Genomic DNA, 21,560 nt, shown 5'->3' on the forward strand with positions numbered 1-21,560 from the left:
TTTACTCCCCCTTCGGCCAACGCCTGTGCACCCAGAGCCATTGCTCCGGCCGCTCGCGGATCCAGCTTTCCAGCAGATCGTTGAAGCGCTGCACCGTGGCGGCGACGTCGTCGGACGGCTTGCCGTCGCGCGGGACCTTCACACCCTCGAAGGCGGTCACCCGGAAGCGCGCGCCCTCTAGCCGCTCGACCCGCACCGCGACGATCGGGCAGTCGAAGCGGCGGGCGAGCTGGGCGAAGGCCGGGGTGGTCATCGCCCGGCGGCCGAAGAACCGGGCCTCGATCCCGTCATTCATCTTCTGATCGATCAGCAGGCCGAGCGGCCGGCCACGCTTCAGGGCGTCCATCACCCCGCGGGCGCCGGCGCTGCCCTTCGGGAAGAGGGCGGCGTCGGGATGCGACTTCCGCTTGTCGTAGAGCGAGGCGATCAGCGGATTGTCCGGGGCGCGGTAGACGCCGTCCATCACCAGCCCCACATGGGCGGCGGCCAGCAGCATCAGCTCCCAGTTGGCGATATGGCCGGAGACGTAGATCGCCGGCCCGCCGGCCCGCATCGCCGCCAGGGCGTGCTCGGCGCCGACGATCTCGACCCGCCGGTCCATCTCCCGCTGCAAGGTGCGGATATGGGCGAACTCGCCGGCGGTGCGGCCGAGATTGCGCCACATGCCGTGCAGGATGCGGGCGATCTCCTCGGCGCTCTTCTCCGGGAAGGCCCGTTCCAGGTTGGTGCGGGCGACCTTGTGGAGCCGCAGCATCGGGCCGATCCGCGACAGGATCGCAGCACCGAGGGCCGACGCCGCGTCGATCGGCAGGATGCGCAGGATGCCGTATGCGGCGAGCGCGCCGACCGCCTCCAGGACCCAGGACAGGCGTTTGGTCAGGGGGATCTTGCGCGGGTTGGACATGGACGGTGGTATCCACCGTCCATGTCGGATTTGTCCAGCCCCGTATGAGCCTTAGCCCAGACGAGCCTTAGCCCAATCGGGCCTTACGCGGTGACCGGCGCGAGACGGGCGAGCGGCTTCTCGTTGATCGGCAGGTGGATGACCGCCGCGGCGAGGCCAAGGGCGACGCCGGCCCACCACACCCCGTCATAGGACCCGGTCGTGTCGTACAGATAGCCGCCCAGCCAGATGCCGGCGAAGGAGCCGAGCTGGTGGCTGAGGAAGACGAAGCCGAACAGGGTCGCCATGTAGCGGACGCCGAAGACCTGGGCGACGATGCCGGTGGTCAGCGGGACGGTCGACAGCCACAGCACGCCCATCGCGCCGGCGAACAGGTAGATCGTCAGCTCGGTCTTCGGTGCCAGTAGCAGCGCGGTGATGACCAGGGCCCGGGCGAAGTAGATCGTGCACAGGCCGTACTTCTTGCTCCAGCGCTGGCCGGCGATGCCGGAAGCGAAGGAGCCGACGATGTTGCACAGCCCGACCAGGGCGAGCGCATAGGCGCCGACGGCCGGGTCGAGGCCGAGATCGCGCACGTAGGAGGGGAAGTGCACGGTGATGAAGGCCACGTGGAAGCCGCAGACGAAGAAGCCGATCGTCAGCAGGATATAGCCGCGATGGGCGCCGGCCTCCGCCATCGCCTGGCGGAAGGTCTGGTTGCTCGGCACCTCGCCCTTGGCGGCGGTGTTCGACGGCAGGATGAAGGCGAGCGGAATGATGAACAGCGCCGAGGCCGCCAGCATCAGCAGGGCGCTCTCCCAGCCGTAGACCGTGATGAAGCTCTGCCCCAGGGGCGAGAACACCACCTGTCCGAACGAGCCGGCCGCGGTTCCCAGGCCCAGCGCCAGCGAGCGCCGCTCCGGGCCGACCACCTTGGCCATCGCCGCCATCGCCAGCGAGAAGGCGGTGAAGGCGACACCCAGGCCGGTCAGCACGCCGCCGAACAGGTAAAGCTCGAACGAACTGTCGGCCGTCGCCATGCCCCAGACGCCGACCGTGTAGACCACCGCGCCGACCGCCAGCACCCGCGAGGGGCCGAACTTGTCGGCGATCATCCCGGCCACCGGCACGCCGATGCCCCAGAGCAGGTTCTGGATCGCCATCGCCAGGCCGAACGTCTCGCGGTCCCATCCCTTGGCCAGGGTCATGGGCTCCAGAAACAGACCGAAGGCCGAGCGGATGCCGAACCCGATCATCGCGATCAGACAGCCGGCGACGATCACCACGATCGGCGTGCGCCAGCTCGAAGAGGAGGGGGAGGCGAGGGACGACATGGCTGACTCCGGGAGGGTGGTTGGCCGGAAACGAGGGGTGTGATATGATCCGTGCAGTTACACTCGTGTAGTTGCACGTAATTGTCAACGCAGGTGCATCGATGGACCCTCGAGACGATGCCGGTTTGGCCTGTACCTGTTCCATGGTGCGCCGGGTGGCGCGGCGTCTGACCCAGTATTACGACGACGCCCTGAAGGATACGGGGCTCAAGGTCACGCAATACAGTCTGCTGTCCTGCATTGCCAGGGCCGGTCAGTCCTCGGTGACGGACCTGTCCGACCGGCTGGAACTGGACCGGACGACGCTGACGCGGAATCTCTCGCTCCTGCGGGACGTCGGCTGGGTCCGGCTGGCTCCCGGGCCGGACAAGCGCACACGCTCGGTGGAACTGACGCCGAGCGGCCGGGAGATGCTGGAGGCGGCGCGGCCGCACTGGCGGGAAGCGGAACTGGCATTGCGGCAGCGCGCCGGCGGTGACGTGACCGCCGCCTTGCAGGACGTGCTCGTCCAGACCGTTGCCGCCGTGGAGGCGCAGCAGCAGCAGTAACCGGCGAGATCTCGCCGCATGTGCGGGGCGTCGTTGCCGCGACCCCTTGCGCTGCCCTAGATCCGTCACGATTTTGCGGTTCTGTCGGGCAACCCTTGAGCCCGGGCCCCGTTACGCGCTAGGGCAGGGGCATCGCCACCGGCCGGGAGCCGATGAATGACCGCTATTCGTACCTTTGCGACGGCTGCTGCTGTCGCTGCTGCACTGACCTTCTCTGCCGTCCAGGACGCATCGGCCGCTTTCAAGAGCGGGATCTGGACAGGCGACGCCTACATTTCCAAGGAGGGCCAGTTCCAACGATGTGCCATCGTCGGAGAGTATGAAGGCGATACGGATCTGGGCTTCGGGCTGGCTGCGAACGGCGCGTACGAAGTCTACCTGATCAACAAGACCTGGACGTTGGAGCCGGGTCAGGCCGCCAAGGTCTCCATCAAGATCGACAACCTGCCCGAGGTCAGCGGCGCCTTCCAGGTGGTCAGCAAGGACACCCTCGGCACGGTCCTGCAGGACCGTCCTGAGTTGGTTCAGGCGTTCAAGGCCGGCAGTGTCGCCACAATCTCCGGCTTCTTCGGGACCCTCAAGTTTCCCCTGAAGGGCACCTCGAAGGCGTTCGCGGTCATGGAGGATTGCGTCCGGCAGGTGAAGTCCGGCATGCAGGATGGCAAGAAGGTCGCGGAGGCCCGCGAAAAGGTGGCCAAGGTTCGCGGTCAGGACCTGTTCAAGCTGGCGCCCCAGCCCTTCGCCTGGCGGGTTCTGAAGGATCTTCCCCAGGACCAGTTCGCGATTCCCAAGGATGTCGACCAGGCGATGAAGCGTTGGAACGCCGCCCTGGTGTGGCGCATCGACCGTGGCCTGGGGCTGGTTCAGTCCGTCGGCGGGAATCACAGCGAGGAGGAGCTGCGCGCCGAACTGGTCAAGCTGAAGGCGCCGAGCTGCAAGGCTCAGCTCACCTCGGAGGCGGATCTGCGGCTGTTGCCCGGAACCCAGACGGTGCTGCCCCATGTGGAGCTTTCCTGCTCCGATGTCGGTAACGGCACGGCCGCCTACGAAGTCCTGACGTTCTTCCCGCACGCCTCCGGGAACATGATCGCCGTCAGCCATATCGGCGAGACGCTGGACGCCGCGCGATTGGCGGACAACTCGTTCCTGAATCAGGTCGCCGTCATCGCCGCGCAGTAACAACCTGCGCGGCGGGAGCCGATCAGGAAGCGCGGCGCGTCAGCCGCACACCCCGTCAGCAGGGGCGATGCGGATGAGCGCGCCGTCGCTTTCGTCGGTCAGCAACCAAATTGCGCCATCCGGTCCCATGCGGACGTCGCGCACCCGCCCGAAGCGGCCCTTGAACAGCCGCTCCTCTGCGGCCACGTCGCCGTTCTCCATGTCCAGGCGCACCAGCATCCGGTCCTTCAGCGCGCCGACCAGCAGGTCGCCGCGCCAGGCCGGGAACAGATCGCCCTGCACGAAGGCGAGACCGGACGGGGCGATCGACGGATCCCAGTAATAGACAGGCTGCTCCATACCGTCCGCCGACGTGCCGACCCCGATCTGGCCGCCGTGATAGTGCCGGCCGTAGGAGATCGTCGGCCAGCCGTAGTTCTTTCCCGCTTCCGGCCGGTTGATCTCGTCGCCGCCCCGCGCGCCGTGCTCGACGATCCAAAGCGCGCCGGTCTCGGGATGGCGGGCGGCTCCCTGCGCGTTGCGGTGGCCGAAGGACCAGAGCTCGCGGGCGCCACCCCGTCCGTCGGCGAACGGATTGTCGGTCGGGATGCTGCCGTCTTCGGCGATCCGCAGCACCGAGCCGGCATGGTCGTCGGGATTCTGCGCCCGCGGCCTGTCGCCGCGATCGCCGATGGTGAACCAAAGGGTGCCGTCGCCCTTGAACACGATGCGGGATCCGAAATGCCGGGTCGTGTTCGTCGCCGGTGCCATGGAGAAGATCTGGGTGACCTCAGATAGCCGGCTGCCGTCGGAGGAGAGGGTGCCGTGGGCGATCGCGGTTCCGGTCAACCCGTCGCTGCGCGGTTCCGAATAGGAGAAATAGAGCCGGCGGTTCTGGGCGAAATCGGGATGGGCCACGACGTCGAGCAGCCCGCCCTGGCCGGCCGCCCTCACCCGCGGCGCGCCCGCGATTTCCGATTTCGACCCGGTCGACGGATCGGCCAACCACAGGACGCCGTCCCGCTCGGTGATGACCGTCATGCCGTCCGGCAGGAAGGTGACGCCCCAGGGGTGGGCGAGATCGGACACCCGGGTCTCCGCCGTCAGGGCGCAGGCCTGGGCCCGTTCGGTCTCCTGGGCGTCGGCCAGACCGGGAAGGGCCGCCAGAAGGGGAAGGGCGAGCAACAGCGAACGGGTCGGGAGCATGATGGGTCCTCTCGGCCAGACAACGGGTCTGAAGGAGAGGTGGGGGGCCACTGCCCCCGGTCAACGCCTGCTAGCTCATGTCGGTCAGATCATCGACCGCCCCTTCGAACATTTCCTTGAGTTCCACAACCGCCCCGCCGGCGGGTACCGCGCTCAGCAGGCTCTTCAGCAGTGAGTTCAGGACCTCAAACAACCGCCGAAGGATCGGGCCGAGAACGGTGCGACGCGAGGGCATGAGCACGTTTGCCGGCTGCCGCACTGCGCCGATTAAGCGTTGGTACCAGTAATTCACGACCTTCAGCTTCCGGTTCAGGCTCCGGGGTCGAAGATCGTGGCCATCGATATGCGCCACCGGCATGTCGTGACACCAGTTCTGGCAGGAGGTGAAGGCCGGTCCGCTGGCCTCATACAGGTCGGAAAGCGGGCGGATCAGCGTCTCTACAAGCAGGTCGGAAAATTCGTTCAGGACCTCGCCGAGAAAGATGCGGACCTCGCCCACGAACTGGGCGGAGACGTTGCGCACGCCATAAAGGTTATCGGGGGATTCCGGGTCCACGCTGAGTTCGAAGTTCGCCATGTGCCGATCCTCCAGACCTGGGGCAGGAACCAACTGAATACCTGATGGCCCCCAGACCGGCGCCGAAGTTTGCCACGCCGCATGTGATACAATTATCACGCGATCTGGGCCGGAGCTCCGTGGCCGATCTCCGACGCCATCCGGTGAACCTGCCTTGACTTACCGTCGGCGGCGGGCTGCGATCGGAGCTTGCGAGATTGAGGAGACGACGATGGCCGGATTGGAACGCTGCGACCTGAAGCTCAGCGGTGGAGAGGTGATCGACGGGACCGGCGCCGCGCGGGTGCGCGCCGACGTGGCGATCGTGGACGACCGGATCGTGGCCGTGGGCGACCTGTCCCAGGTCCAGGCCGGCAAGGAGATCGACGTCACCGGCCGGATCGTGGCACCCGGATTCGTCGACGTGCACACCCATGACGACCGCGCCTTGCTGTCCAAGCCGACCATGGACATGAAGGTCAGCCAGGGCGTCACCAGTGTCGTCGTCGGCAATTGCGGCATCTCGCTGGCGCCGCTGGTGATGGACCGCCGCCCGCCGCCGCCGCTCGACCTGCTCGGCACCGAGGAGTGGTGGAAATACGCGACGTTCGAGGCGTTTCTCGGCGCGGTCGACGATGCCCCGGCCAGCGTGAACGCCGCCTTCCTGGTCGGCCATTCGACCCTGCGCGTCGGCGCGATGGAGGACGTCTACCGCGCCGCCCGGGCCGACGAGATCAAGACCATGCGGGCCAAGCTGGAGGAGTCGTTGGATGCCGGCGCCTGCGGCTTGTCTACCGGCCTGTTCTACGCGCCGTCCGAGCAGGCGCCGACCGAGGAGGTGATCGAGATTGCCCGGGCGCTGAAGACCCATGGCGGTCGCTACGTCACCCATATGCGCAACGAGGGCGACGACGTCCTGAAGAGCCTGGGGGAGACCTTCCTCATCGGCCGCGAGGCCGGGGTGCCGGTGATCGTGTCCCACCACAAGGTGCACGGTAAGAAGAACTTCGGCCGCTCAAAGGAGACGCTGGAACTGTTCGAGCGCTATCGCCACAGCCAGAAGATCGGCCTCGACGTCTATCCCTATCACGCGTCCTCCACCGTCCTGAAACCGGACAGCATCGCCTTCTCGAACCGGGTACTGGTCACCTGGTCCGTGCCGCATCCCGAGCACAAGGGCCGCGATCTGAAGGACATCGCCGACGAATGGGGCGTGGACGTCTACGAGGCGGCGGAGCGGCTGCAGCCGGCCGGCGCGATCTACTTCTCCATGGACGAGGACGACGTGCAGCGCATCCTGTCCTATCCGCAGGCGATGTTCGGCTCCGACGGGCTGCCGCACGATGAATTCCCGCACCCCCGCCTATGGGGGACCTTCCCGCGCATTCTCGGCCACTACTCCCGAGACCTGGGTCTGTTCCCGCTGGAGGAGGCGGTCCGCCGCATGACGTCGCTCTCGGCGGCTGAGTTCGGCCTGGTCGACCGGGGCGAGGTGACCAAGGGCAAATTCGCCGACATCTGCGTGTTCGACGCCCGCGACATCATCGACAGCGCCACGTTCGAGGACCCGATGACGCCCGCCGCCGGCATCGACACGGTGATTGTCAATGGCCGCGTGGTCTGGTCCGAGGGCCGCTCCACCGGCGAACGCTCCGGCCGGGCGCTGCGGCAGGGCCGGGCGTGATCCGGGGCGGGGTTACTCGACGATATTGACGACGTTGAAGCGCCGCATTTCTTCGGCGCTCAGCCAATGCATGGTTAGCGAATGGGTGGTGAAGAGCGGGTCGAAGACCTCGATCGACACCCCCATACGCACCACATAGTGGGCGATCATGCCCGCGGCTATGGCCGATTGCTGTTCGTTGAGCAGAACGATCAGCCGGATCCTGTCATCGACCGACAGGTCGCGGCTGACCAGGATCCGCTTCAGCTTTCCGATATAATCCGGGCTCATCGCCGCGCTGTGCATATGGACGCCGAGCCGGCCGGTAGGTTCCACCACCCGTAAGGGACCGCCGAGAAAGGCAAAGAAGCAGGCGCTGGCGCATTCCCTGCCGCGCCGCACCCGCGTCGCGACCTTGGCCTTGCGGAGGATCTGACCGATTTCAAGCCCTTCGACCATCACGCCGCCTGGCGATTCCAAGATCGCCTCAAGCAGCACGGTGCGGCTCAGCAGACGTTCCAGCCGCGCCGAATCGCCAGATTCGATCTTACCGTTGAGCGCGAGGACAGTGCCGTGGGCAGTCTCGGTGATGTCAAAATCAGCAGCGTGGCCTGGTTCTGCGAAAAGGGCCGACAGAAGGGCGAGAGCCGCCGCGCTCCGCCTCAGGCTTCGACCCATCGGCCGCCCTTCAGACAGAATTTCTGAGTCTCCGTCTTCTCTTCGCCGGCGAGGTAGTAGACGCTTTGAACGTGCTTGCAGAGATCGCCATCCTCGACACTCGCGGGGGAAATCGGTTCCGCATAGCCGCGCACACCGACATTGCTGTCGCTTTTCCACGGGATATGGCCGCCATCATCCGAATTTGCCGCTTCGCGGGCGGCGAGCGTAGCCTTCAGCCTATCGGCCTCGTCCAGTTCCCGGCCGACGGCGGCACCGGCGACCGCTCCCACCAGGGCACCGATCAGGATGGCGGCGATCCGGCCCTCGCCGCTGCCGAACTGCGCACCGGCCAGCGCGCCCGCTCCGGCGCCCAAAAGCGCACCGCTGGTCTCGCTGTTGCCGCGTGTCGACTGGCAGGCCGATAGGCCGAGCGACAGGCACAGGGCCGCGGCTACCACACGTTTAGATGTCCGGCTCATTCTTCCCCTCCTTGATCCCAAAGAAATCATGGCTCTGGGAGTCGCTACCGTCCAGCGTGTTCCGCAAGGGATGGTAGGGGAAAAGGCGGCAGAGCTGTCAGAGGTCAAAGGCGTCGCGGATGGTCGCCGCAGCCGCCTCTGGCGAGAGCGACCCTGTGTAGATCTCCAGATCGTAGCTCCTGCCCGCATGGACGCGCGGATATTGCCAGCGGGCGAGGCCGAGGCGCCGGTCGCCGCGGGCCGCCTCGCGGGCTTCCAGAACCTCCAGCGGTGCATGTACGCCCACGGTCAGGAAGCGGAAGGGGGCGAGCGCCCGACGGTATTCCGCCATGCCGTCGCGCAGGATCACGTCGTCGACGATCACGTTGTTGCCCGCCGCCGCCAGCGCCGCCACGGCGACCGGGATGGCGTCGAACAGCTTTGCGGCGACCGGTCCGCTGCGTACGGCCACCTCGGGCGGTCCGTCGCTCTCGAGCGGGATGAACTGGACGCCGTCCGGATGGCCGATCAGCCCGGACGGCAGCATGTCGAAGAACGCGTCCATCTGCACATGCAGGAACGGCTCGCGGGCGATCGCCTGGAACGCCCGCGAGAGGGAGGATTTCCCGGCGCTGCCGACGCCGTTCAGGAGGATGACGGTGGCGGTCATATCCTGCCTCTGGATGGTCATGATGCGCCTCCACTCTGGCCATTGGAGCTCAGGCGGTAGGACGGGCGAATGGTCCGGGTGACGATACTTCTGATCGCGGTGGTCGGTCTTCTTGCGTTTGCACGGCCGGGCTTTGCCGGCGAGCACACGGTCCATCTCGTCAACATCGGGTGGCACACCGGCATCGCGATGCGCCGGGCCGATATCGATCCCGATCTCATCCCGGAAATCGCCGACCTGCCCGATGCCGAGTGGATCGAGTTCGGCTGGGGCGACGCCGCCTTCTATCGAGATCCGGACCCGGCAGTCGCCGCCTATTTCAGCGCCGCTTTCATCGAGACACCGGCGGTGATGCACCTGGCGGGTCTGCCGGCACCGCCGCAGCGGTATTTTCCGAAAGCGGAAATCGTCACCGTGCCCCTCGACGGCGGCAGCTTTCAGAAGCTGCTCGCCCATATCTCGGCCAGCTTCGCGCGGGCCCAGGGCGAGCGGCTCCCGCCACTGGGGCACGGACTGTACCGGCAGAGCTGGTTCTATGACGCGCTGGGGACGTTTAGCCTGTCCAACACCTGCAACACCTGGGTGGCACACGCGTTCGCCGCGGCCGGCCTCGACATCGACACCGATCTCAGCCGTGCCAGCACGGTGACGCAGCGGGTGCGGGCCGCGGTGGCGGCCCGGTGACCCCGTCTAGAGTTTCGGCAGCTCGATCGGCATCACGCCTTCGAACGCGGCCGACGCGGTGAGGACCATGTCCTCCCCCCATTTCGGACCGACGATCTGCAGGCCGACCGGCAGGCCGCCGACCCGGCCGCAGGGGATCGTGGCGGCCGGCTGCTGGGTGAGGTTGAACGGGTAGGAGAACGGCGTCCACTCGGTCCAGCGCTTCATGTTGGAGCCCGGCGGCACCTCGTGGCCGGCCTCGAAGGCGGGCTGCGGCAGGGTCGGGGTCAGCAGCAGGTCGTAGGTCTCGTGGAACTCGTTCATGGCCGTGCCCATGGCCTCGCGCTGCTTCACCGCGGCGAAATAGTCGAGCAGGGAGTATTTCGCCCCGGCTTCCGCCACTTCCACCAGGCCCGGGTCGATCAGGGCCTTCTGCTCCTCGCTGAAGGCGGTGAACAGGTTGGCGGCACCGGTGAACCAGTGGGCGGCGAAGATCTCGTGGCTGTTGGGAAGCGGGCTCTCCACTTCCTCCACGATCGCGCCGAGCTCGCGGAAGACGTCCACGGCCTTGGCCACCAGGGCGGCGACTTCCGGCTGCACGGTGGCGCCGCCGAGGTCCGGGCTGTAGGCGATCCGCCAGCCGGCCACCGACGGACGCAGGGCGTTGCGGTAGTCCGCCCCTTCATAGGGCACGGCATACCAGTCGCGGGCGTCCGGCTCGCTCATCACCGTCAGCATCAGGGCGGAATCGGCGACCGTGCGGGTCATCGGGCCGATATGGGCGACCGAGCCGAAGGGCGAGGCCGGATAGGCCGGGACGCGGCCGAAGGTCGGCTTGATGCCGTAAATGCCGGTATAGCCCGCCGGCATGCGGATGGAGCCGCCGCCATCGGAGCCCTGGTGCAGGGCGCCCATGCCGGTCGCCGCCGCCACCGCCGCTCCGCCGGAGCTGCCGCCCGGCGTCTTGGTGGGGTCCCAGGGATTGCGGGTGATGCCGGTCAGCGGGCTGTCGGTGACGCCCTTCCACCCGAATTCCGGGGTGGTCGTCTTGCCGAGCAGGACGGCGCCATGCTCCTTCAGCCGGGCGACGAACGGCGCGTCCACGTTCCAGGGCCCGTCCTCCTTGACCGTCTTGGAGCCGCGCAGGGTCGACCATCCTTCGGTCAGCGACAGGTCCTTGATCGAGGTCGGCACGCCGTCGACCAGGCCGACCGGCTCGCCCTTTGCCCAGCGCGCCTCCGATTCCTTCGCGCTCGCCAGGGCCGACTCGTGATCGACGAGGCGGTAGGCGTTCAGCTTGCCGTTCAGCGAGTCGATCCGGTCGAGCGCGGCCTTCGTCGCCTCCACCGGGGAAATCGTCTTTCGGGCAAAGCCGTGCAGCAGGTCGGTGGCGGAGAGAAGGGCAAGATCGGTGCTGGTCATCGGAACGTTTCCTCGGCTCGAAGGCTTCATCGCGGCGTCAACCAAACCTTATGAATCTCGGTGCTAGCGTGTCGAGCAGGAACAGCCCTCATGGATGCGATCACAATGGCCATCGACACCTCCCAACTGACCCGGACCGAGCTCTGGCAGTTGCTGACCCTCTGGCGCAACGGCCGGCATGGCCGCGATATTCCTGCCGTCGGCGGGCTGTGCCCGGTCGATGTGGCGCCGTTCCTCGGCCATATCGTCATCGTCGAGGTGGAAGAGCGTACCGATCGGATCCGCTTCCTGCAGATGGGTCGGGAGCTGACGCCGGTCTTCGGCGAGGACATGGTCGGCCGCTATCTCGACCAGATGCCCCTCGCCCTGCGCGGCCATGTCGAGGAATCCTACCGGACCATGATGGCCGAACGCGCGCCGCAATATGCCGAGTTCGAGGTCGCCGGCGACAGCTGGATGGTTATCTTCGAACGGCTGATGCTGCCGTTCTGCGACCCGGCCACGGATCGTGTGGCCGGGGCCATGGTCGCGATCTATCCGCGCATCTCGATCCGCAAGCGGGCCACCGAGGCGGATCGCGCCGAAGAGAGCGTTGCCGCCTGACGGCGCCCGTCAGCCGATCGGCTTGGGCCAGCTCGGGTCGCGGAACTCCTGGATCTCGAAGCGGTAGCTCTCCAGACCCCGGAAGAAGGCGGAGTAGACATTGAACCGCTCGCTGAGTTCCGGAGGGGCCTCGAACTCGACGCCCCGGCTCTTCAGGGTCTCGTAGGCCGCGTCCGCATCGCTCACCACAAAGGAATAGGTCACGGCCGGGTTCTCGGCCGGCGGCCGGTTCGTGCACACGCCCAGGAAGGCGTTCGGCGCCGCCTCGTAGATGTGGCAGAGGTCGAACTGGTTCAGTGCCAGTTTCAGGCCGACCTTGTCGCGCAGGAAGGCCGATCCCGAGGCGAGGTCGCTGGTGTACAGGAACGTGACCTGCTGCTGGATGATGAACGGGGACATTCGGGGCTCCTATGTCGTTGGTGCGGCGGCTGCGTGCCCGGTTATATCCGCCGGCGCTTGAGGTCGCGGATGGTGAAACGGTTCGGATGGACGGCCGCGGCCGTGTCGCGGGCGACCGGCCAGGGTTCCCCCAGCATCTGTGCCACCGCAAGTTCGGCCATCAGCGGAGCGGTTACCAGCCCCCGCGATCCGAGACCGGTCACGGCGAACAGGCCCGGCAGGAAGGGCGGCGGGCCGCCCTCCAGGCGCCTGGCGTCGAAGCGCAGATGGCCGTAGGCCGCCACCAGGGCCGCCGCGTCGCAGAGCGGGCCGGCGATGGGCTGGCGGTCCGGCGTCACCGCACGGATTGCGGCGCGGGCTCCCAGTACACTCGGCGCAGGCTCGAACAGGGCGGTCAATGCTGCGGGAAACAGGCCGAGCGTGCGCCGGTCGTCCGCGTCCTGTTCGGGGACCGGCCAGCCGGACGGGTCGAACCCGCCCCGTGTATAGGTGGCCCCTGCGACATGCCCGCCCGCGATCGCCGGCGAGAGATAGCCCCCGAAGGCGATGCAGCTCTGCAGGCGGCCGCTGGCGGGTGTGGGGGCAAGGCGGGTGATCTGGCCGCGGATCGCCTCCAGAGGCAGCGGAGCGGCGGGAGCGAGCCCTGGCGACAGGTTCGCCGCCGCGAGGACGACCGCATCCGCACGACCCAAGGTCACGCCGTCGCGGTCCAGCAGCGCCCAGCCGTCGGCCACAGGCTCCAGTCGGGCCACCGCCCCCAGACCCGGAGTCCATGACCCGGCGAGGGCGGCGGTCCAGACGGCCGGATCGATCCAGCCGCCGCGCCGGTGCCAGAGCGCCGGGCTATCGAGGGCGACCCCAGCGATCTCGCTCGCCTCGGCCGCGTCGACCAGGGAGGTGGATATGGGGGCCAGAAGGTCGGCCGCTGCCATAGTCTCGAACCGCTTGAGCGTACCGGCGTCCGGGGCAAGTTCCAGGACGCCGGCGCCGCCGATCGGCACGTCGAGCGCCCGTGCCTGGGCGACGGCGTAGCGGAAGGCGGCACCGCTCAGGGCGCCCTGTATGTCGCCGTCGGCCGTCGGCCGCGCCATCGCCAGCCCGGCCGGGTTGCCCGAAGCTTCGGCCGCGAGCCGGCCGTGACGGTCGAGCCAGAGCGTTTCGATCCCCCGCCGGGCCAGGGCCCGCACCGTCGAGGCGCCGGCGATCCCGGCGCCGATGACGGCGACACGGGCAATCGGCGAAGGGGGAGGCGGTGCATACCACGGCTCTCCGGCGAACCCGGCGGCCGGCGCCTCGAATGTCCCGATGATGCAATCCCGCTTGCGGCCGAATCCGCGGCGTTTCTGCACCGCGAATCCCACCTCCGCCAAACCGCGCCGGACGGCGCCGGCGGCGGTGAAGCTGGCGAGCCTGGTGCCGGGCTGGGACAGCCGCGCCACCTGGGCCAGCACGGCCGGCCGCCACATGGAGGGATTCTTGGCCGGAGCGAACCCGTCGAGGAACCAGGCATCGGCCCGTGCCTCCAGACCGGCGAGGGCCTCGGCCGCTTCGCCGATCACCAGGGTCAGGCAGACGCGATCCTCCTCGAACCAGATCCGGTGATGCCCCACGGTTGCCGGGTCGGGGTATCGTTCGGCCAGGCGGCCGGCCAGGTCGGCCAGCCGGGGGAAGGCGGACAGCGCCTCGGAAAGCTGGGGGTGGGAGAGCGGAAAGCCCTCGACCGCCACATAGTGCAGTACGCCGCCCGCCGGCCGCGACTCGCGCCAGAGGCTCCAGGCCGCCAGGAAGTTCAGGCCGGTTCCGAACCCGGTCTCGGCGATGGTGACATGCCGCCGCCCGCCGGCCGGCACGTCGCGCCACAGGCCGGGCAGGCCGCAGCCGTCCAGGAACACATGGGCTGTTTCCGCCAGCCCGTCCTCGCGGGAGAAATACACGTCGTCGAACCGGCTGGAGACCGGCACGCCGTCGCGCAGTTCCAGTCCGGGATCGGTGGCGGCCAGCGGGGCGGGGGAAGCGGGGTCGGTCATGGCCGGGACACTGCCACGGCCGACGCGCCGCCGCCACGTTCCGGGTGACAGGGCGGGGCAGCCGCGCTAAGCCTCCGGAAACCCGGACCTCGATGCCAGCGGAGGCACCCATGAGCGACGAACAACAACCGCCGATCCTGCCCGAGGACGAACAGAAGCGCCTGGCCCTGCGGGTCATGCTCGAAGCCTGGGACGACGCGGTCGCCCAGGGCGCATCGTCGGAGATCGTCGCCTCCTCGGCGATTTTCGCCGCCCTCACCGACATGATCGACATCTACGGCGAGGAAACCGTCGCCGAGATGGTGGCCGAATGGCCGCACCGGATCCGCGAGGGCGAATTCACCCTGAAGCCGCAGGGCGACTGACCGCAAGTCGCCCCGACGGCACTACAGGTCGAAGTTCCGGCTCCAGACGTCGCGCAGGTTGGACAGCTTGCCGGCCGCGAGCGGACCCGCCTCGGCGGCCTTGATCGCCAGCTCCAGATGCTCGAGTTCCGCCAATCCGACGACGACGCAGGACAGGTCCTCGTTGGCCAGCGAGAAGCGGATCGCCGTCTCGGCCCGGCTCTCGCCCGGCGACCCCGCGGCCTCCATGGCGGCGCGGGCCCGTTTGGCTTCCGCCACCAGATCCCGGTTCTCCGGCGTGATCGCCACCTCGCGGCCGTGGCGGACGTCGGTCGCCAGCACGCCGGCGGCGAAGACGCGGATGTTCATGATGCCGACCTCGTGCCGCCGACAGGCCGCCATCAGGCCCGAGAAGTCCTGGGCATCCAGGCCCTCGATCGGTTCGGCGGCGGCCGCCGTCGGGTTCAGCATGTTGTAATAGACTTGGGCGGTGGCGACCTTGCCGCTTTCCACCACCCTGATGCAGGAGGCCGGGTCGCCCAGTGCGGTGAAACCGACGTGGTCGGTGAGCCCCTCGCTGCGCAGGTCGTCCAGGATGTCGGCGATCCCGCCGTCGCCGATCACGTCCTCCACGCCCACATGCTGGCCGGTGGCCTGGGGTTCGACCGGGTTGTGGAGCTGGAACAGGCTGACCTTGTCCAGGCGCAGGCGGTCGAGGCTCTGCTCGATACCGCGCCGGATCTGGCTCTTGTGGTCCTCGCCGCTTTCCAGGTCGAGGCGGACCTTGGTCGACACGTGGGGCCGTTCCGCCTGGTCAAGTTCGGCCAGCAGCCAGCCCAGCGCGATCTCAGATTGTCCCTGGCCGTAGTCGCCGGCGGTGTCGATCCAGTTGATCCCGGCGTCGATCGCCCGGCGGATCGCCGCCCTTTTTATCTCGTCGTCCTGATGGATCAGAATGCCGCCGACCCAACCGCCGCCGAATACCATCTCCGATATCTGGAGGTGTGTTTTACCCAACTGACGCGTGTTCATCTGCTTCTCTCCCTGGAAATCCTTACTGTATTATCCTTAATATGGTTAAGGGTGATCGCATTCGTGCGGTCACAGACGAAACGAACAGGGGGTGGCGACCATGCTCTCTGCACTCGCGTTCCGCCAGTTGATATCCATCGGTCATCTTACGTTGATCGATCCCGATGGTAACCGTCACGAATGCTACGGATCCGCCGATGGCCCGCGGGCCACGGTCAGGATCCTCGACCGAAGTCTCGACCGCCGGTTGATGCTCAATCCCGAGCTGGCGATCGGCGAGGGCTACATGAATGGTGGCCTCGTCCTCGAAGAGGACAGCACGCTCTACGATTTTCTCGATCTCTGTATGGTCAATATCGGCAGCGTGCGCGAAGGCACCATGCGCAAGCTGTTGGCCGGGATCCGCGGCATCCGGGCGGCGATCCGGAACTGGAACCCGGTACATCTGGCCCAGGGCAAGGTTGCCCATCACTACGACCTGAGCGACGAGCTGTTCGACCTCTTCCTCGACAGCGATCGCCAGTACAGCTGCGCCTATTTCCTGAACCCGGACGACGACCTGGAAACGGCCCAGTGGAACAAGAAGCTGCACCTGGCCGCCAAGCTGAACCTCAAGTCGGGTCAGCGGGTGCTCGATATCGGGTCGGGCTGGGGCGGTCTCGGCCTGTTCCTGGCCAGTCTCGTCGACGACCTGCAGGTCGACGGCGTCACCCTGTCCCGCGAACAGCACGCGGTCTCCAACCGCCGAGCCGAGGAGGCCGGCGTGGCGGACCGGGTCCGGTTCCATCTGAAGGACTACCGCGAGGTCGAGGATCAGTTCGACCGCATCGTGTCGGTCGGCATGCTGGAGCATGTGGGGCCGCGGCACTATGACGAGTTCTACGGTCAGGTGAACCGACTGCTGCGCCCCGACGGCATCGCCGTGGTCCACTCGGTCGGCGTCTTCAACCGGCCGGAGCCGCAGAACCAGTGGATGGAGAAATACATCTTCCCCGGCGCCTACACGCCCTCCCTGCGCCAGCAGTTCACCGCCATCGAGCAGACCCGGCTGTACACCACGGACGTGGAGATCCTGCGCCAGCATTATGCGGAAACGCTGAACCGCTGGCGGCTGAGTTGCGCCGAGGAGAAGGAACGGATCGTCGCGATGTACGACGAGCGCTTCTACCGAATGTGGGAGTTCTATCTGACCGCCTGCGAGACCGCGTTCCGGCACGGCTCGTTGATGGTCTTCCAGATCCAGCTCGCCAAGAACCTCTATGCCGTGCCCCAGACCCGCGACTACATCGCCGATTTCGAGCGGCGCTGGCGGGGGCGGGGCGCGACGACGCTCCGTCAGGTTGCCGGTGCCGGCATGGTGCGGAGGACGCCGACGCCGGACGCGCCGCAGGAGACGGAGGAGCCCAGGCGGGCTTGATGTTTCAGGGATTTCCCGGCATGTGATACGCCGCCGTCCGGACCCTGGACGGCGGCGTTTTTTTTGGGGGATCCATGGCCGCTGCTTCCGACATTTCGACCCGCCTGGGAACCGGCGAGCGCGACGGCGCCCTCATCACCGCGCTGGCCGCGAAGGTCGGGACCCCGTTCTGGCTGTATGACGCCGCCCGGATCGAGAGCCAGATCGCCCGTCTGCGCGGCTTCGACACCATCCGTTACGCCCAGAAGGCCAGCAGCAATCTCGACCTGCTGCGCGTGATGCGCCGCAATGGTGTGAAGATCGACGCGGTCTCCAACGGCGAGATCGCCCGGGCGCTGGCGGCGGGCTATCAGGCGGGCGGGGACGAGTTGGTCTTCACCGCCGACATCTTCGACCGGCCGACCCTGGAGCGGGTGGCCGAGCTCGGCATCCCGGTCAATTGCGGCTCGCCCGACATGATCGACCAGATCGCCACGGTCAGCCCCGGCCACAAGATCTGGCTGCGGATCAATCCCGGCTTCGGCCATGGTCACAGCAACAAGACCAATACCGGCGGCCCGTTCTCCAAGCACGGCATCTGGCACGAGGAGCTTCCCGCTCTCGGCCCGCGGATCGAGGCGGCCGGGCTCGACCTGGTCGGCCTGCACATGCATATCGGCTCGGGCGTCGATTACGGCCATCTGGAACGGGTGGGCGACGCCATGATCGAGGCCTACCGCGCGCTCGGCATGCCGGTGAAGGCGGTCTCCGCCGGCGGCGGGCTCTCCGTGCCGTATCATGACGGCGGCAGCGAGATCGACACCGAGCATTACGTCAGGCAGTGGGACTCCGCCCGGCTGGCGATCCAGCAGCACCAGGGCTCGCCGGTGGAGATGGAGATCGAGCCGGGCCGCTTCCTGGTTGCGGCGGCCGGCTGTCTCGTGGCCGAGGTGCGCGCGGTCAAGAAGGTGGCGGACCGCTTTTTCGTGGTCGTGGACGCCGGTTTCAACGATCTGGCCCGGCCGGCGATGTACGGCAGCTATCACCGCATCGGCTTCGTGGATGCCGCAGGGGTTCCGGTGACGGGGGTGGCCCATCCGGTCGCTGTCGCCGGCCCGCTCTGCGAGTCCGGGGACGTCTTCACCCAGGGCGATGGCGGGGTCGTGGAGTTCCGCGGCCTGCCCCTGCCGGCGGTGGGGGATTTCTGCGTCTTCGCCGATGCCGGCGCTTACGGTGCGGCGATGTCGTCGAACTACAATTCCCGGCCGCTGATCCCCGAGATCGTGATCGACGGCGCGCAGGTCCGCCTGGCCCGGCGGCGGCAGACGATGGAAGAACTGCTCGCCCTGGAAACCGGCGAGACCTTGGACCTGGCCTGACCGCTCCGGTCAGGCGGCGGGGCTGAGCGGCAGGGTGAGGCGGACGGTCGTCCCCTCGTTCACCCGGCTTTCGACCGACAGCGTGCCGTTCATGGTCCGGGCAAGCGACTGGCAGATGGTGAGGCCGAGCCCGACGCCGCCGGCCGCGCGGGCGTAGGACGACGAAAGCTGGACGAACGGTTTCATGATCTCCTCCAGCTTCTCGGAGGGGATCCCCATGCCGTCGTCGGACACCGAGAGGGCCAGCCGGCCGTCCCCGGTGAGCGTCGCCGAGACCTGCACGTTGGCGGCCGTGCCGGCGTATTTCAGGGCGTTGTTCAGCAGGTTGGCGAGGATCTGGATCACCGCGCGACGGTCTGCCAGCGCGACCATCTCCTCCTTTTCGGCCATCACCGACAGGGCCACGCCGCTATTCTCGAACTCGACCCGCAGCCGGTTCGCGGTCTCCAGCATCAGCGGCACGACGTCCACATGCTCGATCGACGCCGGTCGGCTGCCGCTCTCGATCCGCGACAGGTCCAGGATGTCGTCGATGATCGACAGCAGGAACCGGCCGCTCTGCCGGATGTCGCCCACATACTCGACCGCCCGGTCCCACACCCGGCTGTTGCGCGGGCTGTTTTCCAGCAGTTCGCTGAAGCCGATGATGGCGTTCAGCGGCGTGCGCAATTCGTGGCTCATCACCGCCAGGAAGGTGGACTTCGCAGCACTGGCTTCCTCGGCCCGCCGCAGGGCCACCAGGACGTCCTGGCTGGCCTTGTTCAGCTCCTCGTCGCGCCGGAACCGGGCTACGCACAGCGCCGCGTAGGCGGCGATCAGGAGGATCAGGACCGGCACGGTGATGTAGAGGTAGCTGGTGAAATTCGGCCAGCCTTCCCGCGGGGTCGCCAGGATCCGCCACGATCCGGTCGGGATCACCACGTCCAGGCTGATCGGCTCCAGCGCCCGGATCCCCGGTTCGCCCCAGATGATCTCCGCGTTCTCCAGCTCGCCGTTTCGCCCGGACAATGCCAGGTGATAGGTCTCGGCGAAGCGGTCGTAGCCGGCATGCTCCAGCAGCCCGGTGAAGTCGATGACGGTGGAGGCGATGCCCCAGAGCTTACGGGACCCGTTCGCGTCCGCCCGCAGGAAGATCGGGAAGCGGGCGATCAGGCCGATGCCGCCCTGGACGAGGGCGAGCGGGCCGGCCACGACGATCCGCTGCTCGTCGATCACCTTTTTCACTTCCGGCCACTGGCTCTCGTTGCGTCGGTAGTCGAGGCCGACCGCCTGCTCGTTCCCGGCGAACGGGTACATGTGGGAGACGACGAGGTCCTTGGCCAGCGCCAGGTTGCGGATGTGCTTCGGCGCGCCCTCCAGGATATCCTGGGCGATCAGGTCGAATTCCTCAGGCGTCATGTTGGGTCGGGCGCGGACATAGCCGACCATGCCGCGGATGAGCTGGACGTCGCGGCTGAGGATCTGCTGCAGCGAGGCGCGCAGCAGGTTCAGGTCCTCGCGGGCCCGGTTCTCGGCGTTGCGGCGGGCCATATCGGCGAGGACGAACTCGACCAGCAGGGCGCAGGCCAGTCCCAGCACGGCGGCCACCGCCACCCGACGGATCGCGTAGCGCAGCAGTCGCGCTCGGTCGGTCCGGCCGGGTCCCGCATCGTCGGTCATGATCAAGGCGTTCTGCATCGGTTGGCCTGCCAGAATGCCCCATGGTGGCTGGAAAGACGATCCCGTCCGGGTGCGACGCGGGGAGCCGATTGAATACCGGGTCTGGTTAATTTTTCATCACCGCTCGGCACCCAACACTCTCGGCGGCTTCCGGCCGGACGGGCGGATGGCTATGCTGCCGCCAACAACGACCAAGAACGCGAAGGGACGGAAATGACCGGCGAAGAGATCGCGCGCATCCTCGAGCGCCTGCCACAAATGGCCAATGAAAACAGCAACCTGATCCGCCGCGGCCGGACCCTGAGCGGCGAGTTCCTGGTCCAGGCCGACGACGTGCCGGTGCATATCCGGGTGCACGAGGGCCGGGTCGAAGCGGTCGAGACCGGGCCGTTCCGCATGCGCGCCTGGCGCTTCGCCATCAAGGCCGAGGCCTCTGCCTGGGCCCGCCACTGGGAGCCGATGCCGGCCCCCGGATACCACGACGTGATCGCCATGACCCGGCTCGGCGTCGCCCGTCTGGAGGGCGACCTGCAGCCGCTCATGGCACATCTACGTTATGTGAAGGAGGTATTGGCGTTACCCAGACGTAACGCAAAACCCGCCGAACCGGCGGCCGGGAGGGCCTGAGCATGGCGATTCAGTACGAACCGATCGTCGGCCGCTATGCGACCATCGAGATCGGCGGCCGCGCCTGCCGCGTCTATATCGAGGAGGCCGGTCAGGGTATCCCGCTGCTCTGCCTGCACACCGCCGGGTCCGACGGCCGCCAGTACCGCCACATGATGACCGACCCGGAGATCACGTCGACATTCCGCGTCATCGCCTTCGACCTGCCGTGGCACGGCAAGTCGAACCCGCCGGTCGGCTTCCACGAGGAGGAGTACCGGCTGACCTCCGACCTCTATACCGACGCCATCCTCGCCGTGGCCGACGCCATGGAGCTCGACCGCCCCGCCGTCATCGGCTGCTCCATGGGCGGGCGCATCGTGCTGAACCTGGGCGCCCATCACGCCGACAAGTTCCGCGCCCTGATCGGGGTCGAATGCGCCGACCACCAGACCTCCTGGTACGACACCAACTGGCTGCACCGCGGCGACGTCCATGGCGGCGAGGTCTGCGCCGCCATGGTCTCCGGCCTGGTCGCACCGCAATCGCCGGACGAGTACCGCTGGGAGACCCTGTGGGGCTACATGCAGAGCGGGCCGGGGATCTTCAAAGGCGACCTCTACTTCTACCGCGAGGACAGCGACTACCGCGACCGTACCCACTTGATCGACACCGGCCGCTGTCCGCTCTACCTGCTGACCGGCGAGTACGACTATTCCTGCACCCCGGAGGATACCGAGCGCACGGCCGCCGCCATCGACGGGGCCGAGGCGGTGATCATGAAGGAATGCGGCCACTTCCCCATGAGCGAGAACCCGGCCGTGTTCCGCGACTACATCCTGCCGGTGCTGGAGAAGATCCGCGCCGCCGGGTGAGGGCGCGCCTGACGAGCGC

General features: G+C 67.6%; 22 protein-coding genes. 10 read left to right on the forward strand and 12 right to left on the reverse strand.

The genetic code is table 11. The features are described from left to right. Position 1 precedes the first annotated feature (1 nt). Both T8K17_RS14810 and T8K17_RS14815 read right to left on the reverse strand, forming a co-directional pair. Positions 2-904, reverse strand: a complete 903-nt coding sequence (locus tag T8K17_RS14810; RefSeq protein ID WP_322330507.1) for a lauroyl acyltransferase — start codon at positions 902-904, stop codon at positions 2-4. Between the two features lie 83 nt (positions 905-987). Further along, complete coding sequence (locus T8K17_RS14815; protein ID WP_322330508.1) at positions 988-2,217, reverse strand: MFS transporter; 1,230 nt, start codon at positions 2,215-2,217, stop codon at positions 988-990. A gap of 101 nt (positions 2,218-2,318) precedes the next feature. Between T8K17_RS14815 and T8K17_RS14820 the strand changes: the two genes are divergently transcribed. Beyond that, positions 2,319-2,765 (forward strand): MarR family winged helix-turn-helix transcriptional regulator, encoded by a 447-nt coding sequence (locus T8K17_RS14820; protein WP_322330509.1) that lies wholly within the window; start codon positions 2,319-2,321, stop codon positions 2,763-2,765. Between the two features lie 156 nt (positions 2,766-2,921). Further along, positions 2,922-3,944 carry a hypothetical protein gene (locus T8K17_RS14825; RefSeq protein WP_322330510.1) on the forward strand — a complete coding sequence of 341 codons (1,023 nt, stop codon included), beginning with the start codon at positions 2,922-2,924 and terminating at the stop codon, positions 3,942-3,944. 39 nt (positions 3,945-3,983) lie between these two features. On the opposite strand, the gene T8K17_RS14830 is transcribed toward T8K17_RS14825, so the two are convergent. Both T8K17_RS14830 and T8K17_RS14835 read right to left on the reverse strand, forming a co-directional pair. After that, positions 3,984-5,129 (reverse strand): PQQ-dependent sugar dehydrogenase, encoded by a 1,146-nt coding sequence (locus T8K17_RS14830; RefSeq protein WP_322330511.1) that lies wholly within the window; start codon positions 5,127-5,129, stop codon positions 3,984-3,986. Positions 5,130-5,199: 70 nt separating this feature from the next. Further along, the gene (locus T8K17_RS14835; protein ID WP_322330512.1) at positions 5,200-5,706 is read right to left on the reverse strand and encodes a hypothetical protein; all 507 of its coding nucleotides are present in this window, start codon (positions 5,704-5,706) and stop codon (positions 5,200-5,202) included. A 211-nt stretch (positions 5,707-5,917) separates the two neighbouring features. Between T8K17_RS14835 and T8K17_RS14840 the strand changes: the two genes are divergently transcribed. Next, positions 5,918-7,369, forward strand: coding sequence for a D-aminoacylase (locus T8K17_RS14840; RefSeq protein ID WP_322330513.1), 1,452 nt, complete (start codon positions 5,918-5,920; stop codon positions 7,367-7,369). A 12-nt stretch (positions 7,370-7,381) separates the two neighbouring features. Here the strand turns inward: T8K17_RS14840 and T8K17_RS14845 are convergent, their stop codons facing one another. The 3 genes from T8K17_RS14845 to T8K17_RS14855 form a co-directional block, all read right to left on the reverse strand. Next, a complete protein-coding gene (locus tag T8K17_RS14845) occupies positions 7,382-8,026 on the reverse strand; it encodes a hypothetical protein (RefSeq protein ID WP_322330514.1) in 645 nt (214 codons plus the stop codon). Beyond that, entirely contained in the window at positions 8,011-8,487 is a 477-nt protein-coding gene (locus T8K17_RS14850) for a glycine zipper 2TM domain-containing protein (protein WP_322330515.1), read from the reverse strand. The genes T8K17_RS14845 and T8K17_RS14850 overlap by 16 nt, the downstream gene beginning before the upstream one ends. A gap of 97 nt (positions 8,488-8,584) precedes the next feature. Beyond that, a complete protein-coding gene (locus T8K17_RS14855) occupies positions 8,585-9,157 on the reverse strand; it encodes a chloramphenicol phosphotransferase CPT family protein (RefSeq protein WP_322330516.1) in 573 nt (190 codons plus the stop codon). Positions 9,158-9,205: 48 nt separating this feature from the next. On the opposite strand from T8K17_RS14855, the gene T8K17_RS14860 reads away from it, so the two are divergent. Next, the gene (locus tag T8K17_RS14860; RefSeq protein WP_322330517.1) at positions 9,206-9,820 is read left to right on the forward strand and encodes a DUF2459 domain-containing protein; all 615 of its coding nucleotides are present in this window, start codon (positions 9,206-9,208) and stop codon (positions 9,818-9,820) included. 6 nt (positions 9,821-9,826) lie between these two features. On the opposite strand, the gene T8K17_RS14865 is transcribed toward T8K17_RS14860, so the two are convergent. Then, positions 9,827-11,221: an amidase gene (locus T8K17_RS14865; protein WP_322330518.1), complete on the reverse strand. Its 1,395-nt coding sequence runs from the start codon at positions 11,219-11,221 to the stop codon at positions 9,827-9,829. A 90-nt stretch (positions 11,222-11,311) separates the two neighbouring features. On the opposite strand from T8K17_RS14865, the gene T8K17_RS14870 reads away from it, so the two are divergent. Beyond that, positions 11,312-11,824, forward strand: coding sequence for a PAS domain-containing protein (locus tag T8K17_RS14870; RefSeq protein WP_322330519.1), 513 nt, complete (start codon positions 11,312-11,314; stop codon positions 11,822-11,824). Between the two features lie 9 nt (positions 11,825-11,833). On the opposite strand, the gene T8K17_RS14875 is transcribed toward T8K17_RS14870, so the two are convergent. Both T8K17_RS14875 and mnmC read right to left on the reverse strand, forming a co-directional pair. Then, complete coding sequence (locus T8K17_RS14875) at positions 11,834-12,223, reverse strand: VOC family protein (RefSeq protein WP_322330520.1); 390 nt, start codon at positions 12,221-12,223, stop codon at positions 11,834-11,836. 41 nt (positions 12,224-12,264) lie between these two features. Then, the gene (mnmC, locus tag T8K17_RS14880; protein ID WP_322330521.1) at positions 12,265-14,250 is read right to left on the reverse strand and encodes a bifunctional tRNA (5-methylaminomethyl-2-thiouridine)(34)-methyltransferase MnmD/FAD-dependent 5-carboxymethylaminomethyl-2-thiouridine(34) oxidoreductase MnmC; all 1,986 of its coding nucleotides are present in this window, start codon (positions 14,248-14,250) and stop codon (positions 12,265-12,267) included. 110 nt (positions 14,251-14,360) lie between these two features. Between mnmC and T8K17_RS14885 the strand changes: the two genes are divergently transcribed. After that, the gene (locus T8K17_RS14885) at positions 14,361-14,615 is read left to right on the forward strand and encodes a hypothetical protein (protein ID WP_322330522.1); all 255 of its coding nucleotides are present in this window, start codon (positions 14,361-14,363) and stop codon (positions 14,613-14,615) included. A 21-nt stretch (positions 14,616-14,636) separates the two neighbouring features. Here T8K17_RS14885 and T8K17_RS14890 read toward each other — a convergent pair whose 3' ends face one another. Further along, on the reverse strand, positions 14,637-15,626 hold the full coding sequence (locus T8K17_RS14890; protein ID WP_322330523.1) for an aldo/keto reductase: 990 nt from the start codon (positions 15,624-15,626) through the stop codon (positions 14,637-14,639). Positions 15,627-15,726: 100 nt separating this feature from the next. Here T8K17_RS14890 and T8K17_RS14895 point away from each other — a divergent pair, with 100 nt between their 5' ends. Beyond that, complete coding sequence (locus T8K17_RS14895) at positions 15,727-17,043, forward strand: cyclopropane-fatty-acyl-phospholipid synthase family protein (protein ID WP_322330524.1); 1,317 nt, start codon at positions 15,727-15,729, stop codon at positions 17,041-17,043. A gap of 74 nt (positions 17,044-17,117) precedes the next feature. Then, on the forward strand, positions 17,118-18,401 hold the full coding sequence (lysA, locus tag T8K17_RS14900) for a diaminopimelate decarboxylase (protein ID WP_322330525.1): 1,284 nt from the start codon (positions 17,118-17,120) through the stop codon (positions 18,399-18,401). 9 nt (positions 18,402-18,410) lie between these two features. On the opposite strand, the gene T8K17_RS14905 is transcribed toward lysA, so the two are convergent. Beyond that, the gene (locus tag T8K17_RS14905) at positions 18,411-20,078 is read right to left on the reverse strand and encodes an ATP-binding protein (protein ID WP_322330526.1); all 1,668 of its coding nucleotides are present in this window, start codon (positions 20,076-20,078) and stop codon (positions 18,411-18,413) included. A gap of 195 nt (positions 20,079-20,273) precedes the next feature. Between T8K17_RS14905 and T8K17_RS14910 the strand changes: the two genes are divergently transcribed. Together T8K17_RS14910 and T8K17_RS14915 are read left to right on the forward strand one after the other, a co-directional pair. Continuing rightward, the gene (locus T8K17_RS14910) at positions 20,274-20,687 is read left to right on the forward strand and encodes a hypothetical protein (RefSeq protein WP_322330527.1); all 414 of its coding nucleotides are present in this window, start codon (positions 20,274-20,276) and stop codon (positions 20,685-20,687) included. A 2-nt stretch (positions 20,688-20,689) separates the two neighbouring features. Beyond that, positions 20,690-21,541, forward strand: coding sequence for an alpha/beta hydrolase (locus T8K17_RS14915; RefSeq protein WP_322330528.1), 852 nt, complete (start codon positions 20,690-20,692; stop codon positions 21,539-21,541). Positions 21,542-21,560 lie beyond the last annotated feature (19 nt).

It is taken from the genome of Thalassobaculum sp. OXR-137 (genome assembly GCF_034377285.1).
Lineage (GTDB): Bacteria > Pseudomonadota > Alphaproteobacteria > Thalassobaculales > Thalassobaculaceae > Thalassobaculum.